The 16,913-nt window shown below is 45.6% G+C and carries 16 protein-coding genes; 10 read left to right on the forward strand and 6 right to left on the reverse strand.

The annotated features are described in order from the left end of the window. A partial coding sequence (locus NLX73_RS21880; RefSeq protein ID WP_254327319.1) for an immunoglobulin-like domain-containing protein occupies positions 1–2,925 on the reverse strand: 2,925 nt, incomplete at its 3' end. Positions 2,926–2,970: 45 nt separating this feature from the next. After that, a complete protein-coding gene (locus tag NLX73_RS21885; protein ID WP_254327320.1) occupies positions 2,971–3,312 on the reverse strand; it encodes a phage tail protein in 342 nt (113 codons plus the stop codon). Between the two features lie 238 nt (positions 3,313–3,550). On the opposite strand from NLX73_RS21885, the gene NLX73_RS21890 reads away from it, so the two are divergent. Genes NLX73_RS21890 through NLX73_RS21900 form a run of 3 tightly spaced genes read left to right on the forward strand, consistent with a single transcriptional unit; the run spans position 3,551 to position 7,567 of the window. After that, a complete protein-coding gene (locus tag NLX73_RS21890) occupies positions 3,551–5,251 on the forward strand; it encodes a spore germination protein (protein WP_254327321.1) in 1,701 nt (566 codons plus the stop codon). A 22-nt stretch (positions 5,252–5,273) separates the two neighbouring features. Further along, entirely contained in the window at positions 5,274–6,368 is a 1,095-nt protein-coding gene (locus NLX73_RS21895) for a GerAB/ArcD/ProY family transporter (protein ID WP_250267397.1), read from the forward strand. Beyond that, the gene (locus NLX73_RS21900) at positions 6,365–7,567 is read left to right on the forward strand and encodes a Ger(x)C family spore germination protein (RefSeq protein ID WP_254327322.1); all 1,203 of its coding nucleotides are present in this window, start codon (positions 6,365–6,367) and stop codon (positions 7,565–7,567) included. Before NLX73_RS21895 ends, NLX73_RS21900 begins: the two co-directional genes overlap by 4 nt. 64 nt (positions 7,568–7,631) lie before the next feature. Here the strand turns inward: NLX73_RS21900 and NLX73_RS21905 are convergent, their stop codons facing one another. After that, on the reverse strand, positions 7,632–8,180 hold the full coding sequence (locus tag NLX73_RS21905; protein ID WP_302055519.1) for a PadR family transcriptional regulator: 549 nt from the start codon (positions 8,178–8,180) through the stop codon (positions 7,632–7,634). Positions 8,181–8,347: 167 nt separating this feature from the next. Between NLX73_RS21905 and NLX73_RS21910 the strand changes: the two genes are divergently transcribed. Beyond that, positions 8,348–8,839: a phenolic acid decarboxylase gene (locus NLX73_RS21910; RefSeq protein WP_013308656.1), complete on the forward strand. Its 492-nt coding sequence runs from the start codon at positions 8,348–8,350 to the stop codon at positions 8,837–8,839. Between the two features lie 103 nt (positions 8,840–8,942). Here the strand turns inward: NLX73_RS21910 and NLX73_RS21915 are convergent, their stop codons facing one another. The 3 genes from NLX73_RS21915 to NLX73_RS21925 form a co-directional block, all read right to left on the reverse strand. Then, complete coding sequence (locus tag NLX73_RS21915; protein ID WP_254327323.1) at positions 8,943–9,389, reverse strand: hypothetical protein; 447 nt, start codon at positions 9,387–9,389, stop codon at positions 8,943–8,945. A gap of 271 nt (positions 9,390–9,660) precedes the next feature. After that, the gene (locus tag NLX73_RS21920; protein WP_061831260.1) at positions 9,661–10,050 is read right to left on the reverse strand and encodes a winged helix-turn-helix transcriptional regulator; all 390 of its coding nucleotides are present in this window, start codon (positions 10,048–10,050) and stop codon (positions 9,661–9,663) included. A gap of 163 nt (positions 10,051–10,213) precedes the next feature. Then, complete coding sequence (locus tag NLX73_RS21925; RefSeq protein WP_254327324.1) at positions 10,214–11,557, reverse strand: glycoside hydrolase family 30 protein; 1,344 nt, start codon at positions 11,555–11,557, stop codon at positions 10,214–10,216. A gap of 209 nt (positions 11,558–11,766) precedes the next feature. Between NLX73_RS21925 and NLX73_RS21930 the strand changes: the two genes are divergently transcribed. The 6 genes from NLX73_RS21930 (at position 11,767) to NLX73_RS21955 (ending at position 16,830) form a co-directional block, all read left to right on the forward strand. Next, positions 11,767–12,447 (forward strand): response regulator transcription factor, encoded by a 681-nt coding sequence (locus NLX73_RS21930; protein ID WP_254327325.1) that lies wholly within the window; start codon positions 11,767–11,769, stop codon positions 12,445–12,447. Continuing rightward, complete coding sequence (locus NLX73_RS21935; RefSeq protein ID WP_254327326.1) at positions 12,444–14,213, forward strand: sensor histidine kinase; 1,770 nt, start codon at positions 12,444–12,446, stop codon at positions 14,211–14,213. The genes NLX73_RS21930 and NLX73_RS21935 overlap by 4 nt, the downstream gene beginning before the upstream one ends. Before the next feature lie 23 nt (positions 14,214–14,236). After that, positions 14,237–14,746, forward strand: a complete 510-nt coding sequence (gene pssA, locus NLX73_RS21940; RefSeq protein ID WP_025677988.1) for a CDP-diacylglycerol--serine O-phosphatidyltransferase — start codon at positions 14,237–14,239, stop codon at positions 14,744–14,746. A gap of 22 nt (positions 14,747–14,768) precedes the next feature. Beyond that, entirely contained in the window at positions 14,769–15,263 is a 495-nt protein-coding gene (locus NLX73_RS21945; protein WP_254327327.1) for a DedA family protein, read from the forward strand. A gap of 87 nt (positions 15,264–15,350) precedes the next feature. After that, the gene (gene psiE / locus NLX73_RS21950; protein WP_254327328.1) at positions 15,351–15,767 is read left to right on the forward strand and encodes a phosphate-starvation-inducible protein PsiE; all 417 of its coding nucleotides are present in this window, start codon (positions 15,351–15,353) and stop codon (positions 15,765–15,767) included. 55 nt (positions 15,768–15,822) lie between these two features. After that, positions 15,823–16,830, forward strand: coding sequence for an AI-2E family transporter (locus tag NLX73_RS21955; protein ID WP_061831264.1), 1,008 nt, complete (start codon positions 15,823–15,825; stop codon positions 16,828–16,830). Positions 16,831–16,913: the final 83 nt, after the last annotated feature.

Genomic DNA, 16,913 nt, shown 5'->3' on the forward strand with positions numbered 1-16,913 from the left:
ACTGGATATCAACAGTGTTCCATATCGGGATATTACCGATGCACCAATCTTATCCCATTTATTCAGTAAAGAATGAGAAAGGATAACACGACTCAGTTGCTTCTCCTGCTCCAAACGAATGTCTGCGTATGCTTTGCCTTCGCGAAGTGCTTGCTGTATCTGCTCATCCAGGAATGCCGGCGAAGGAACAAAGAGGGAAAACTCTTTCCCTTGTTCGGAAAATCCGATCTGTGGTACGAAAGCAGATAGATCCTCATTCTTATCTTTGTTAGATTTGCCTGTGTTCGCAATTACCTTGGCAGGGACGGTGACTTCTATGGTTTGCGTCAAAGCATGAGAACCATCGCTTACCCTCATAACATCCAGCATGATAGTTACAACGGAAGGAGTATCTGCTTGAATAATAGTTCCGTCTGTACGCACGATGTCTGGCTGGCTACTGCTGCTGATGGTCACACGGAAACCATCAGGTACAACAGGCAACCTAAGCAGTGTATCACTTGTTGTAGGAGCTGCTATGCTTGTGATGGATTCCGCAACGCGCTGCGCGGTTAACCCTTGCGGATACACTAGCCCTGACGGAGCGCTCTTCATGCCATTTACGTTCTGCAGCACATAGTAGCTGGCTCCTTCAGGAACAGGTGTAAATGTATATCTTCCCTCTCCCGAAGCAATTCCTTCCGCTATAAGCTCCTGCTGGGCATTGTACAGCTCAAGCCTTGCGCTCGGCAACGCGCCTGTAACGATCACTGAGGCTATATCCTCAGTGCCTGCTGCGGCTGTAACAGCACGAGGCAGCACGTTTATACGGCGTTCTGCCGGTTCTGCCGTCCAGCCCCCATTGTCGCTATAAGCATAGTTCAATACGTATACGCCAGGTACATTTGTATCGACATTCCCGCTACCTGAAAGCTCAGGGATCAGGATATTGCCGTATACGCTGTCCAGTACGCTGGCTCCTGGATCAGTGAAGCTATCGCCGGTTTCCAGAACAATCGGATTACTGCCGTTCAATCGTACGTAAGGTGTATTCGGTAATGCCTTCAGTACTGTGATCGTGAATGTTCTTTGTACAGAAGCTGCACCTTTAGAAATAATGGCCATTAATTGTACATTCACATCACCATCTGTATATTTAGGCCGATTCACCTGACCGCTGTTGCTGAGGATATCTGGTTGATCCGAAGACCAGTCGATCTGGGTGTCAAATGCTCCTGTACGAGGCAGAGCGATGGAATCCTTAATCCCTTGCGGATAATCTAGATTCAGTGTATTTGCTGCCAAATTTACGGCTTCATCAGCGCTTACAGGCAGTGCGGGCACGAGCAGGCTAAATGTTTTTCGTAGCTCAACCGCGCCTCGTGATACAACTGCTTCCAGCGTGATGGTCTGATCGCCCTGTACATAGCTTGGGAAGGTTACATGCCCAGTATGATCCAAGAACTGGGGTTGATTCGATGACCATGACACCTGAACACCATTCAGAGCATCTTTTGGCAAATATACGTCTCCCGTTACTGTCGTTATCGGCAGTTCAAGTGCTTTGTATGCTGCGTCTACGGCTTCAGTGTCGCTCATCGGCAGACGGAGTACGTGTGCAGTAAAATCCTTTGTTTTCGTTAAGCCTGCAAGTTGCAGGGTAGCCGTTAGGGTAACATCCGTATCTCCACTGTTATAGGAGGGTCTGGTGAGTGTTCCATCTGCTGCAATGACAAGAGGTTTGGACGAGGACCATTCGATCTGCGCTCCGCCATAACCGGATAAAGGGAGAGAAATATTTTCTGTTAGCGCAGACAAATCGCCAAGCGAGAGGGTGTCTGCTGCTTGATTTAATGTATCTTGAGCAGTGATCTTCGCTACGGTAACCTCAAAAGTTTGGGTATCTGAGGCGCTTCCCTTCGCAATCGTTGCTGTCAGTTTTACTTTTCGGTCACCCAGATCATACTGCGGGCGTGTGACAGCCCCCTCGTTCGTAATGATGTCAGGAGTATCCGAACTCCAGCTCACCGTCGTATCATTCAACCCAGCGAGTGGCAGCGTCAGCTTTTGGGATACGGAATCAGCTGTATCTCCAGGTGCGAAGCCTAATGCAAGAGCAGCTTTTGCCTGTGCAACTCTCTCGGCATCGGAAAGTATGTTCACTTTAACCTCTGAGGGAGTGCTCTCCCCCTTAGCATTCACGGCCTGAACCGTGTAAATTGCTTCACCTGGCGGCAATGCTGAAGTATCTATGAATTGAGTTAAGTTACCTGAATAAAGCGTTACACTATCTCGTATGACTTTGTATGAAGTTGCATAAGGAACAGCATCCCAGCTTAACTCCACTGTATTTCCATTTTTGGTTCCTGTAAAATGACCCGGAGCCTGTGGAACGGGCAATCGCTCGCCATAAGCTGCGAATTCCATGATGGAAGCCCATTGATTGTTTCTCGCATTTCCTTGATCAATATATACTCGCAAGTATCGTGTAGTTACAGGAGTAATGCTCTTTTCAACATTAGAGCTCCCATTATTCTGGACGGTATCCACAGTCACCCAATTACTTCCGTTGCTGCTTGTTTGCAATCGGAAACTGTATGGATCACGTTGATCATGCCACCCATAATGGACACCCATACCTGTAACAACGTATCGATCTACGATATACCAGTCTCTCAGATCTACCTGAATCCATTTCTCACCGTTGCTGGCTTGATACCAGCGGCTTGTCGGTCCGATTGACCCATCCACAGCTCTGGAGGGATCATAGGGCTGGCTATAGCCACTGGATGTGGCTGGTTTGTTAAGTACTACATTTTCCCAACTGGCAGCGTGAACCTCATTCGTCCCTATCAGCAGGAACGCACCGCCGATGAATGGCAGCAATGGAACCAGCAAGCGATAGGGTTTAAAATTGTTGCGTGTGAAGTTATTGCCTTCGAGCACGCCATCACCTCTTCTTCATTAAGTAGCACACCATTGAGCATTTCATTATGGACGGGACGGGAATCCTCCTACGGTTGCAATGTAGTAATCTACATTCGGCATTGGAGAGGCTCCACGCAAATCAGGCAATGCAAATGTGGTTGTTCCATTCCCCCCGAAATTAGTACCCAATAGACTGAACAGTGCTGTATTTTGCGAAATAGATAAGAGCTGACCTTCACACTTTAGCCATCCATTGGGAGCGAACGTGTAAGGATACATCGTAATTTCCCCAAGATAAGGTTCGGTCGATGCTTGAGCCTGTTTGGGACTGATCGCTGTTCCCCCTAACAAAATGACCGCTAACAAACTCAACACAGCGGCTTTCTTCCAAAAATGCTTCTTCATACCTACAACTCCTTTTTAGATTCGAATAATGGCCCACGAATTCAACAAATTTGTGACATTAGTCATAGAATGAATAGATATTATCATGGAATTCCGCTTTTGGCACTACAGTTCATCTATCAAATTCACCTTTTTATTCCTTTTGTGAGTAAAGAAATTTATTCCATTGCCCATGCATCTTTTTTCTAATCCAGGTAAATCTATATACAAATCATCTGGAAGTGAAGGAGGAAAGAGTGTGTGGCAGGTCATCGGAACTCATATGCCCAAATGGAACGTGTGGATGGAAGCCTTCTTTTTATCCATCATCCCTTTGATTATTTTTCTGACAGTACGACAAATCAGAGCGATGGATGGTCGAGAGAGCAGACGTATGGAACGATTAAAGCTTTTAGAAGAAGAAGACCGTTCGCAGCATGCAGATCATAATCCGTCTGTAAGTGAGGCTGAGAAGGAAAAGGGAACCTTTACCGAAGATTATGAAGCCAATGTAGCAAAAATCAGACAAGCCGTCACGGATATGTCGGACGTGAACGAACGATCCATTTTTCTGGAAAAATTGAACGCTGTAGGCACACTTTTTTTTGTGGATGGATTGACAGACAAGGTTGGCATGGATCAGAACATTTTAAAGCCACTAATGGATTGGGGCAGCTCCGGAGAAGGCGGGGAGGATCTTCCGAGAGGAAAAGAGCTTCGGGATATGTTTATTCGTCAGGTCATGCTGGTATCGGAGACTCAGTATACGTTTGAGGTGAAGTTCTCCTTGCAAAAGGTGCTGTTCGGTTCAGTCATACTCATGATACAGGGCATACCGGGTGCTTTTGTGCTGGGCACACCCAAAGGGAGCACACGAGGGGTGGAAGACCCCATATCGGAATCGGTGCTGCGGGGACCGCGAGTTGGTTTTACCGAGACCCTTAGCGACAATACGGCAATGCTGCGCAGGCATGGAGAAAGTACAGAACTGGCCATGTCGTCCTTCAAAGTGGGCAAAAGAGTGGAAAAGCAGCTGATGGTGGTGTATTTCAGAGACATTGCCGACCCGGAGCTTGTGGACGAGGTGAAGCGGCGGGTCAAAACCATTGATATGGATGAGGTGTTGGAGTCGGGCTATGTGGAGCAGCTTATTGAGGATAATTTTCTTAGTCCCTTTCTGCAAATTCAAAATACGGAGAGACCGGATCGGGTCATGGCTGCATTGCTGGAGGGACGTGTGGCGATTCTGCTGGATGGTACACCTTTTGCGCTCCTTATGCCTGTGACGTACGGGATGATGCTCCAGTCTCCCGAAGATTACTATGAACGATGGATACCGGGGTCGCTTATTCGATTTCTTCGTTTTATGGCAACTACCATATCTCTGTTCGCCCCGGCGCTCTATATCTCCTTTATCTCGTTTCATCCCGGACTGATTCCAACCAAGCTGGTCATTTCCATTATCAGTGCGAGACAGGGGGTTCCGTTTTCGACGCTGATTGAGGCCCTGATTATGGAAATTTCCATCGAAATTTTACGCGAGGCGGGACTACGGCTGCCCAAACCCATCGGTCCAGCGATGGGCATCGTCGGCGGTCTGATCATTGGACAGGCCGCTGTTGACGCCGGGATTGTAAGTCCGATTCTCGTTATTGTGGTAGCAGTCACGGCAATTTCTTCCTTTGCCTCCCCTGTATACAGCGCTGGCATTTCCATGCGTGTTCTGCGCTTTGGAGCCATGTTCACGGCGTCCATCTTTGGCTTGTATGGCGTGATCATGTTTTTCCTGATGCTGAGTATTCATATGGTTAAATTACACAGCTTCGGCGTGCCGTACCTTAGTCTGACGGCCCCTCGTTCGTTCAAGGACTGGAAAGATTACTTCGTACGAGCACCGTTGCAATTTATGAAAAACAGGCCCATTCTATTGAAGCATAAAGACCCTAAACGACAAGGATGAGCTCAACACAGGAGGGAGCAAGATGGCCCGTAGGAAAAAAACGGATAAAATTACGACATTACAGACGACGGCAATTGTGGTTTGCTTTATGCTGGCTGCCGGGTTGCTTACCCTTCCCAGAGTAGCCGTTGAAGCTGCAAAAACACCGGATGCGTGGATATCTGTCATTATAGCAGGGGCGGCCACTTTCCTGTTCGGTTGGATTATAGTTAAACTAAGTTCGCGGTTTCCAGAAAGTACCTTTTACCAGTATGTGCAGCGGATAACAGGCAAAGCCTTTGGCAAAGTGATTGGCATGTTGTACGTTATCTATTTTGTGGGCATAGCCGCATACGAAATTCGGTCTGTCGAGGAAGTAACGTCGTTCTTTCTGCTTGAGGGAACTCCTGCGTGGGCAATTTCAGCACCTTTTATGTGGCTCTCTCTGTATCTATGCATGGGGGGAGTAGGTTCATTAGGTAAAATAGGTCAAATGATATTCCCGATTACGGCGTCTATCTTTTTGTTAATATGCATGCTGAGTTTAAATATTTTCGAACTAAATAACTTGCGTCCCGTCTTGTCGGAGGGGGTAATGCCAGTGCTTAGAACGCTCAAAACTACATTTCTGACATTAACGGGGACAGAGTGCTTGCTGATTATTCTTTGTCGGATGGAAAAACCGGAGAAAGCAACCAAGGCGATCGGGATGGCGATCGGGATCGCGGTCGCTTTTTATACAGCTACGTTGATCCTGTGCATTGGGGCTTTTTCAATGGAAGGAGTCTTGAGCAGAACCTGGCCTTTTTTAGATTTGGCCCGCAGTTTTGAAGTGGAGTATCTGTTATTGGAACGGTTCGAATCCTTATTGTTGACCATTTGGATCATGCAAATTTTTGTTACATTCAGCATAGCTTTTTATTGCGCTTCGCTCGGAGTTTCTCAAATTCTGAATAGATCTTATTCCAAGTTGCTGTTTATCTTGCTCCCGCTCATCTACGTCCTGTCCCAAATTCCTAAAAACCTGAATGAGTTATTTTCTTTTGGGACGATCATCGGGAATGTCGCTTTCGTTTTAATCGCTCTGTTTCCACTGCCACTGCTGCTTATTTCTCGCTGGAGAGGGGTGCGGTCATGAAGAGAGTCCGGTCAGGGTTACTCGGGATGGTGGTTCTCCTGATCATATGCAGTACACTTTCAGGTTGCTGGAGCAGCTCTCCCGTGGAGGATCTAAATCTGGAGACAGGCATTGCTATGGATATAGCGACAGAATCTTCACAAGAAGAGCAAATTAATCAAAAAGGAGGAGATTATCCGAAAAAAGAGTTAATTACGGGAACCTTTCAATTTATCATCCCAGAGGAAAGCGGCGGTTCCAATAGCTCCTCACCGCAAGCTAAAAAATTTTTTAATATTACAGAAACAGGGGATTCCGTTTTTGAGATGTTAAGAGAGATTTCATTGCGAACCAACCGACCGCCCATTGGGCAACATTTGAAAACGGTTATTATCAGCTCCAGTCTGCTTCGCAAGATCCCGTTGTACGAGCTGCTGGACTTTTTCTTGGGGGATAATGACATTCGGCTCAGCGTCCAGCTACTGATTAGTACAGACAAGGCGAGCAATGCGCTTCAGGAAAAAACTCCTGGTCAAATTCCTGCCTATATCTTAAAGGATATTTTCCAAAATCGTAAACGGAACGCACGGTTGATAAAGCCCGTGGCTTTGGTTAAAGTGGTCGGGCCCATGAAGGGTAAGGGAAGCTTTATATTACCCAATGTCATTACGGCGGAAAATGAAATCAAGCTCGCAGGTGCGGGAATCATCAAAGGAAAGACGCAAACATACGGTGGTTTTCTGAATGAATCAGAGGTCGAGGGTCTTATGTGGATCAAGGGCCAATTGGTTGGAGGCGTGTTGAAAGGTAACGATCCTCAAACCGGTAAAAATATAGCCTATGAGATCAAAGCAGTGAAAAGCAGGATCAAGGCCATCGTTCAGGGGGACGACATTTCCTTCCAAGTAAAAATGACCTCAGAGGGGCGCGTTTCCGAGGTTTTTAACAAGAAAGAAAATTTGCGCAGCAACGCTGTGCTCGGACAAGAAGAAAATATCTTTCAGGAGAAAGTGAATTCATTAGCTGAACAAACTGTAGCCAAAATGCAAAAGCTGCAGGCTGATGTCGGAGGTTTCGGAGAAGCCTTGAGGATTCAGCATCCTAAAGTTTGGCGTAAGGTCAAAGAGGATTGGGATACCACTTTTAGTACCATTCCCGTACGTTTTAGCACAGATATCCATATTGAAGATTACGGCTCTTCGATTACGACGGCAGACTAGTTTGTATGTATTTTAGAAAAACCTTCAATACCACGAATCTACGTGGCGTTGAAGGTTTTTTAGGCTATTCAAACAGGGATAGTGTATCTTCCAGCCACGTAATATAGCTTTCTTCCCGATTAATGGCACGGCTCAGCACCAGATAATGCCCGAATTGATTAGAATCGGGGGCTTGAAGGTTCTCGTCCAGCCGTTGGAGGAATTTCTTACTTTCGTACAGATACTCCAGCTTTTCTTTACGTTTGGTTATCTGGTCCTCGAACAATCGCTTGTTCTCTTCCTTGGGGATGGCTGCTGAGAAATACAGCATGAGCATAAACTCATCCTTTTCCGTTTCTGGTAACTCTTTGGGACTCAGAAGCCATTCGGTCAGTTCTTGGGTTCCTTTGGGGGTAATGCAGTACAGCTTTTTTTCCAGCTTGGCTCCTGTAATGGAGGTGCGATATTCAATAAGCTCCTCTTCGGTCAGCCTTTTTAACTCAGGATAAATCTGACTGTGTTTGGCGCTCCAAAATTGTCCGATTTCCTTCTTGAATTGACTCGTAATATCGTAGCCGCTCATTTCCTCTTTATGAACCAAGCCCAAAATCGCGTATTTTAATGTGCGTTTCAACGTAGCTCTCCTTGTCAAACGTTATTTGACACTAGTATACCATAGTGCTACAATTTATATGTATTTAAAAACATGTTTAATATTACATGTTTTGAATTGAATATTTATTATTTTTGGTCTCCTATTCAATTCATAAAAACTTATAATTTAGGAAAGAAGGATGCAAGATGGACAAGTTTATCGGCAGCCACATGATCTACACTTATGAGAATGGTTGGGAGTACGAAATATATATTAAAAATGAAGATACGATTGATTACCGCATTCATAGTGGTATGGTAGGCGGCCGCTGGGTACGTGATCAGAAGGTCAATCTGGTGAAGCTGGTGGAAAATGTGTATAAAGTATCGTGGACCGAACCGACAGGCACTGACGTTTCTCTGAACTTTATGCCTGAGGAAAAACGTATGCATGGCATTATTTTCTTCCCTAAATGGGTTCATGAGCATCCAGAAATCACTGTGCGCTATCAAAACGATTTTATTCCGCTGATGGAGGAATCGCGTGAAAAGTATGAAACGTATCCGAAGTATGTGGTTCCTGAATTTGCAGATATTACATTCATCGAAAATGCGGGTGTGAACAACGAACAATTAATTTCCCAAGCACCTTACGCAGGAATGACAGACGATATTCGTGCAGGTAAATTGCAAGTGTAATCAACTCTGTGCTGAAAGTGTAAAAGCCTGGCCTGTGATAAACAGTCTCAGGCTTTTTTACGTGAACTGGAAAGTGGATTGACAATGGAGTTGTGGACGATATCTAGAATGAATAGTAGACCAGGCCATGCACGATGAGATAAGAACGACTAATCCGAGAGGGGAGGATGGTCGCTGTTGGGGAGAGAATGTGCAGGTTCGCATGGGCAGTCAGATCGGATAAGGCAGATAGAGCCAGCTCTGTTTTATCAGGTCCCCAGTGATCAGCGTGGTGCTGAATATATTGCTCAGCCTCGGTTAAGGACAGACCCTTGAGCGAGGTAAACACGGAAGCCCAGCGGACGAGGTCAAAAGCGCCTTTAATTTCAGGCAGCTCATATTCCGCCAGGCCTTGAGCGCCGTTACACGACATAGTAAGCAAGCCACAGCAATGGTGTTGATAAGGTTTTGAGTCAGGAAATTGACGATAGTCGTATTGAATCATTTCCATGGAACCAATGCGTAATTGGGTCGCTTGGGACGTTGTGGGCTGGGCAAGCGTCATGCTCATGCTAGAACGGCCTCCTTCTTGGATTCACTGTAAATAGGGATGGAAGAATCATACGTCACAGAGGATGTAATGTAAATCACGGATACAAGTGTAAAATGGGGATATGTAGCGAAAAACGAGCTTTAATGCCAATGGAAACGGATACTTGCATCCATTTCTTTTGTTATCTTGGGGAACGTCTTTATATCATAAAAAAACAACCCCAGATCTCCCCAGGGTCGTCTCTACTAAAAATATAGTTCAGCATTTCGCAAAATGCTTGTTTTGCTGATCACACGGGTGTGACGTCCTGAATCTCTTCTTCTTCTTTCCAAATCACATTCTCGCGATAGTTTGATCCCCAATCGTACATTGCTCTCAGTACCGGAATCAGGCTTTCGCCATGCTCCGTCAGTGAATATTCCACATGCGGAGGGACGACAGGATAGACTTTACGAAGAATGAGCTTATCTTCTTCCAGCTCACGCAATTGGTTGGTCAGCATTTTTTGCGTAATGTGGGGGATTAGCTTCTTCAATTCACCAAACCGCTTGGTGCCTTCCATACCGAGATGCCACAAAATAATCAGCTTCCATTTTCCACCGATGACCGCGAGAGTCAATTCCTTATCACAATTAATCAGCTTCAAATCAATCCGGTCTTTTACAGTAGTGATATTCATCGACCTCCTGTCCGTAGTTATTCCAAGTATACTATCTATAGCTACTATACGCAAAAGGATATACATCCATTTTGGAAACTATGCATATGCTTGGGCACTTATAGACCGGACAGGGATACCTAATGATGTGTGCAAGACTGGAAGAGTGCAGAAATCTGCGGCGTTAAGAAGGAATCACAATAGTATTAAAGGACTCCGGCTCCATCTCCAAGCGGTGTGTTGTTTCTCCGAGAGACAGATTCAGCACACGCGATTCCTTGAACGGATTGGCGATGACTACCACCCTTTGCCCGTCTGTATTTTGAAAAGCAACTGCATTTCCAGTCCATGAGCCACGAAGTCCGATGCGTCGGGCACCCGGTAATACAAAATGAGAAAAGTGCTTCATGACGTAATATTCCGGGTTCAGGACAGGTTTTCGATCCGCCGGATCAACGGTGATCATCGAATTTTGCTCCCAGCCCCATGTACTCTTGCCTTTCGGTTCCAAAACCATATTCCAGTAAATATAAGCATTTACGCCATTGGTGAAGTAGTGCTGGTACAGATTATATACATATTTGGCGTAGTCCCATGAGTTTTCTCCGTTCCCGCATTCATTTTCTGTTTGCATGTAACGAAGCTCAGGATAACTGGCAACGGTGCGCTGAATGGCATTTTTGCCTGCCCACTGGTAGCCTACGCCTTTAATATATTTGTAGGCTTCGGGGTCACTCAACACGGTATGGGCATACTCATCGAATCCGGTCGAAGTCTTTTTCATTAATTCCTCCCACGGATCGGGTGCGTTAATGGTGCCCAGCCAAATTTCCGTATCCAGTCCGTGTTCCTCAAAAGCAGGACCCAAATAGTCGCGAATAAATTCACGCAGCTGCTCTCCGGTCCATACACAGGAAGGGAACTTCTGATCGGCAATGACTTCATTTTGAACATGAATCTGATGGATCGTAATACCTGCCTCTCGATAAGCCTGAACAAATTTGACAAAGTATAATGCATACGCTTTCAAAATATCCTTTTCCCAGCGCAGCGTGCCGTAATTGTAGGCTTTCGGTGATTTCATCCATGTCGGCGGGCTCCAGGGTGAAGCGAACAACTTCAAGTCCGGATTGAGTTGTAACGCTTCCCGAATAAAAGGAATGAGATATTGCTGATCACGCTCAATGGAAAAGTGCTTCATCTCCACGTCACCGTCTGTTTCATTGTGGCTGTACCACTCCAGCGCGTAGTCACTCGCTCCAATAGGAAGTCGGCAAATCGCAAATTTGTGCTCGCCCTCTGGATGAAAGAGAGAATGAAGCACCCGATCTCGTTCGTCTTTTTCCAAATGGTTCAGGGCCACATAACCTAATTCATTAAAACAGCCACCAAATCCTTCGACAAGCTGATGTGTTTCTCCCGTAAAGATTAGATTGGCACTCTCTTGAGTATCGGTCAAATGATGAGCTTGGGATTGCCAAGCTTTAGCTTTGGAAGTGGAAAACCACTGAATGGTTTGATTACTCATGTTACCCTCCTGTTCAAGCTTTTTGTATCTCTTCTTATTATAGGGTAGGATCATAGGAGATGAGATGGTCTGAGCCACGACAAATTTGCCCTAATCCAAGGTTGAATTTGCGGATGAGAACTTCTGCTGATAAGAAGTGTCAAGAACACATAAAGTACACATGTCTTTGATATGCTGGTGTCCTAGAATGACCGAAAGAGGGAAGTCGATTGAAGAAAAGAGTTCTTCTCGTGGAGGATGAAATACGTATTCGTGAAGTGATTGCTGACTATTTTAAACAGAATAATTGGGAAGTCTGTGAAGCAGGCAATGGAAAAGATGCACTGATCTGGTTTGATTCGGTGCAGCCGGACCTGATTATACTCGATATTATGATGCCGGAACTGGATGGTTGGGAAGTGTGTCGCCAGGTGCGTAGCCGCTCAGGTGTGCCGATCATTTTGTTGACAGCCAAATCCGGTGATGATGATAAAATATTAGGCTTTGAACTGGGAGCCGATGATTACGTGACCAAACCTTTCAGCCCCAAGGTGCTGATCGCCCGCGCCAACGCGCTGATGAAACGGGTGGAGGGACATGTACAGCCGGAGTCGCATATTTTGCGGTTCGGTAGTGCCATTCTCAACACGATGGCTCATCGGCTTGAGGTGGATCAGGCGGAAGTCGAGCTGACGCCCAAGGAGTATGAGCTGCTGCGGCTGCTTATACATAATAAAGGCATAGTTATTTCACGGGATGCGATACTGAACCGAGTGTGGGGCATCGACTTTGAAGGAGATACACGAGTTGTCGATACGCATATCAAAAAGCTGAGAAGTAAGCTAGGCCGTGAATCACGCCATATCCGCACGGTTTTTGGTACTGGCTATAGGTTTGAGGAGGAAGAATGAACAAACGGGGAGTTACCTTTAAGTTGTTCATTATGACGGTTGTGTTTTTCCTGTGTTTTTACGGTATGGTGATTTTAAGTCAATTGCTGTTTTTTGAAAATTTTTATCAGGAACAGAAGATTGGTCGTGTGGAAAGCCGCTTGCAAAGCTTCGGTCAAAGTTATGTCCAGGAGGCTTGGGGATCGGGCAGGGTTTCCCGTGAGGCAGCTCGCTTTATGCTTCAGAATAAAAACCAGCTGGCGATTGTAACGCTGGACGGCAAAGTAAAGCTGGATGATGCGTTTCATATCAATCTAAGAAAAGCGGATGGTAAAATCGTTAAAATATCGCTGTCTCTGTTTATGAGCGAGTACGGAGATGAACTGAGAGCTGCTCGGATTCAGCCCGGTGATACGGTAACGGTTGAAGGTGAGGGATTGGGAACGGACGGCATCTCTACCGCCAATTTAATTTATCCAACCGGCATACAGAAGCTTGGTTTCAAAAATATAGGATCGACTTCGGAAGAGGCAAGCACAGATGGCCGTGTAAGGTTTTCCGGTACGGTGACAGAGATTGTACTGCCGGATCTGAAAACATGGAGTCAGCGACAAGGCTTACTGTTTAGTGCGCTGGAGGAATGGTTCCCTTTATCACAGGCGCATCTGGAGAAACTTAAGAATTTCGAAGTGTTGGAGGAAGAGTGGACGGAACCTTGGACAGGGGTACGCAATGCAGTCATAGTCCATCCTGTTCGTCAGGACACAGGCGAGATCGACCTCCTGTTCACAGTGACATCGTTGCAGGAAATTAGTGAGACGAATGAAGCTCTGCGCTGGTTTTATCTGTACCTAGGGATCGGGGGATTTGCACTCATTCTGATTTTGTCCCTGTTCTATTCTCGGATGGTGACCCGTCCGCTCATTGCTTTGAATAATACCGCCAAGCGGATGGCTAAGCTCGATTTTACAGCCCATACACCAATCCGGCAGAATGATGAACTGGGCAGCCTGTCCTACAGCATGTATACCCTGTCCCAGAACCTGGACACAGCTTTGCGCGAGCTTCAGGAGGCCAATCAGCAATTGGTGGAGGACATGGAACAGAAGCAGAGGATGGAGGCTGTGCAACAAGACTTTTTTGCCAACGCTTCCCATGAACTGAAAACCCCGCTGAGTATCATTAAAGGCTTCGCAGAAGGATTACAAGATGGGGTTAGCGCCGGGAAGCAGGATCATTATATGAAAGTCATTGTAGAGGAAGCGGACAAAATGGAGCGATTGGTCAAAGATATGCTGGACCTCGCCAAATTGGAATCGGGTACCCTCAAGCTTCGCAAGACGACCTTTATCTTGAGTGAGCTGGTGGAGGAGGTCGTGGACAAGTTATTCCATTTGTTGAAGGAGAAAAAGCTGGAAGTGGTCATTATCCCCGCCAATGAGATGCCGATCCATGCCGATGTAGGATGGCTGGAACAGGTGATTATCAACTTTGTTGTCAATGCCATACGACATGCTGAGGAAGGAAGCTCGATCACGATTCGTATCGAAGGTGCTGGGGAAATCAGTTTTTTTTCCATTGAAAATAAAGGTGAGACCATTCCTGACGATCAACTGGAGCAGATATGGGATCGCTTTTACCGAGCCGAGCTGTCCCGAAGCCGCAAGACAGGTGGGACAGGGCTCGGGCTGTCGATCGTCAAACGAATTTTGGATTTGCACGAATTCCGCTATAAGGTGGAGAATACCAAGAACGGCGTCCGTTTTGTTGTTATAGTCGGAGGCTAAGCTACGGCAAAGGAGTTAAGAGTATGAAATGGAATTGGTTGCCCTCACTATGCACGATTGCAAACCTGGGGGCAGGGGTCTTATCCCTGTATTTCACGATTCATGAGCAATACATGACCGCTTTTATTCTCGTGGTAGTGGCTGCTTTATGGGATGTATTAGACGGTTTGCTGGCAAGGCTGCTGCATTGCTCCAGTGATTTTGGCAAACAGCTCGATTCGCTGGCGGATGTTGTCTCATTTGGGGTTGCCCCTGCTTTCTTGATCTTGTTATACAAGCTGGGAGATACCCATTGGATAGGACCGCTTGTGGCTGTTTTGTTTGTCATATGCGGTGCGGTAAGATTGGCAAGATTCAACCTAATGGCTTTTAGCAAAGGCTTTGTAGGTATGCCGATTACGGCGGCGGGTGTGATTTTGTCCTTTATGTTTTTATGGAGTGAGCATTTGAAGCCGGGGTTGTTGCTTGCATTAATGGTAGTGCTGTCGTTCCTGATGGTTAGCCGTATTCCCTTTCCGTCCTTCAAAAAATAATCGGTCAGGAGGTGGCTCCCCTATGGAATGGGTCATCAGCATGATTACACAATACGGATATATCGCTATTTTTGCTCTTCTTGCTCTTGGGATTATCGGCCTACCGGTTCCGGATGAAATTATTATGGTGTTTGTCGGCTATTTATCTTCTATTATGGTACTGAATTATTCGGTGTCTATATTAGTCAGCTTCATCGGTGCAATGACAGGGATGATGATCAGCTACACGCTAGGCAAAAAGCTGGGTCAGCCCTTGGTGGATAAGCACGGCAGGTGGGTTGGATTGACACCGAAGCGATTTGCAAGAGTTAAGGGGTGGTTTGCACGCTTTGGGTTGTGGACCATTTTGTTCGGTTATTTTATCCCAGGAGTCAGACATGCGACAAGCTATTTGTCGGGCATTAGTGCGATGCCTGTCCGAAAATATATGCTGGTGGCAAGCGCAGGTTCTCTGATATGGACGCTTATCTTTATCTCCATTGGTTATATTGCAGGGGCGAATATAAACTTTCATTAAGGTGACCCCAAAAGTAATGTAGCATTTTTCACGTATACCACCGATAATATAAATAAAGATACTGTACAACCAGTGAGGGGATCTGTATTGAATGTACTAATGAAGTATATTGAGAAGTTACCTAGTTTTCTGCAAATGATCTTGAATATCTCGCTGTTTCTGGTCGGGCTGATTTTAAGCTTCTTACTGCTAAAAGAAACATGGTCCATTTTTTCTTATGTTTTTTTGTACGCAGAGGCCGACAAAAATTACTATGAATTCACGGAAGAGTTGCTTGTGTTTTTCTTGTACTTTGAATTCATAGCATTAATAGTTAAGTACTTTAAAACCAATTTTCATTTTCCATTACGTTATTTTATCTATATTGGGATCACGGCTGTCATCAGGCTCATTATTGTAGATCATGATGATGCTAAAAATACATTCTGGTGGTCTATTGCTATCCTAGTCATGGTAGGTTCTCTATTGATCGCTAACAGTAAATTGTTAAAAAGAGAAAGTTAATGCTCAGGAAGATTGCAAAGTTGACAGTCAAGTGGGAGAGAGGGAATAAAGACGAATGGTAAGAAACTGGATGAATCATGCGGGCGTCAGGCGGGTAGCCGTCCTTGCGATAATCGTTTTGCTGTTGTTTATGTTAAGAAGCATGATGAATATTATGTTGTTAACACTGCTGCTTACGATCTTGATTGGCAGTATATATAACGGAGTGAATAAGCTGGTCAAGCGGTTCGTCAATGTGCCGTCAATGATCGTGCTACTACTGGTGTATGGGTTGCTAATTCTGATTATGGTGTGGGGCGTTTACCGAATGGTGCCGCTAATCGTTGTACAGGTCAAGCAAGTGTATCTCATGATTCAGCAAGCGTATATGTATCCTGATCGTAATCAATGGAACGAAACGATTATCGAATTTATGGACACGCTGAATGTTCAGCGGCTATTTGAGCCTGGCCTGAGTGCAGTGATGAAGGTCAGTCAATTGGGAACACAGCTTCTGGTGTCGATTATTTTGAGCTTGTTCTTCCTGATGGAAAAATCCTATATTACACGTTTTACAGCTACGTTTGTAGATAGCAAGCTGGGTTGGTTTTTCAAGGAAGTGGGTCATTTTGGCCGTATGTTTCTGGGTACGTTCGGGAAGGTATTGGAGGCTCAACTGCTGATTTCACTTATTAATTGTATATTGACCACGATTGCGCTCTGGATTATGGGCTTCCCTAATCTGCTCGGTCTTGCGCTCATCATTTTCGTACTGGGATTGGTTCCGGTGGCAGGTGTGTTTATCTCACTGGCACCGCTCGGCCTGATCGCTTTCAGTGTCGGCGGCATTCAATATGTGGTTTATCTGGTTATTCTGATCGTGGTGATTCATGCGATTGAGGCCTATTTCTTAAATCCGAAGCTGATGTCATCCAAAACGAATTTACCGATCTTCTTTACCTTTGTCGTACTTATTTTCTCTGAGCATCTGATTGGAATTTGGGGCTTGATTGTAGGTATTCCGTTGTTTGTTTTCTTCCTGGATCTGATTGGGATAAAACGCAAGCAAGAGAAGGATACTTGATTCAGCACTACAGATTCCACCCTAGTACAGTGACTATTGATTCATTACCAATGCCTGCGAAGCCGCAGGCATTTTTTTATTGC

It is taken from the genome of Paenibacillus sp. CH40 (genome assembly GCF_024213605.1).
GTDB classification, from domain to species: Bacteria; Bacillota; Bacilli; order Paenibacillales; family Paenibacillaceae; genus Paenibacillus; species Paenibacillus polymyxa_B.

Excerpts from the sequence above, each read along its gene's own strand:
- NLX73_RS21945 (WP_254327327.1), top strand. The coding sequence starts at position 14,769 with ATGGAATGGGTCATCAGCATGATTACACAATACGGATATATCGCTATT.
- NLX73_RS21920 (WP_061831260.1), bottom strand. The coding sequence starts at position 10,050 with ATGAATATCACTACTGTAAAAGACCGGATTGATTTGAAGCTGATTAAT.
- NLX73_RS21955 (WP_061831264.1), top strand. The coding sequence starts at position 15,823 with ATGGTAAGAAACTGGATGAATCATGCGGGCGTCAGGCGGGTAGCCGTC.
- NLX73_RS21925 (WP_254327324.1), bottom strand. The coding sequence starts at position 11,557 with ATGAGTAATCAAACCATTCAGTGGTTTTCCACTTCCAAAGCTAAAGCT.
- NLX73_RS21910 (WP_013308656.1), top strand. The coding sequence starts at position 8,348 with ATGGACAAGTTTATCGGCAGCCACATGATCTACACTTATGAGAATGGT.
- pssA (WP_025677988.1), top strand. The coding sequence starts at position 14,237 with ATGAAATGGAATTGGTTGCCCTCACTATGCACGATTGCAAACCTGGGG.
- NLX73_RS21935 (WP_254327326.1), top strand. The coding sequence starts at position 12,444 with ATGAACAAACGGGGAGTTACCTTTAAGTTGTTCATTATGACGGTTGTG.
- NLX73_RS21900 (WP_254327322.1), top strand. The coding sequence starts at position 6,365 with ATGAAGAGAGTCCGGTCAGGGTTACTCGGGATGGTGGTTCTCCTGATC.
- NLX73_RS21915 (WP_254327323.1), bottom strand. The coding sequence starts at position 9,389 with ATGAGCATGACGCTTGCCCAGCCCACAACGTCCCAAGCGACCCAATTA.
- NLX73_RS21895 (WP_250267397.1), top strand. The coding sequence starts at position 5,274 with ATGGCCCGTAGGAAAAAAACGGATAAAATTACGACATTACAGACGACG.
- NLX73_RS21885 (WP_254327320.1), bottom strand. The coding sequence starts at position 3,312 with ATGAAGAAGCATTTTTGGAAGAAAGCCGCTGTGTTGAGTTTGTTAGCG.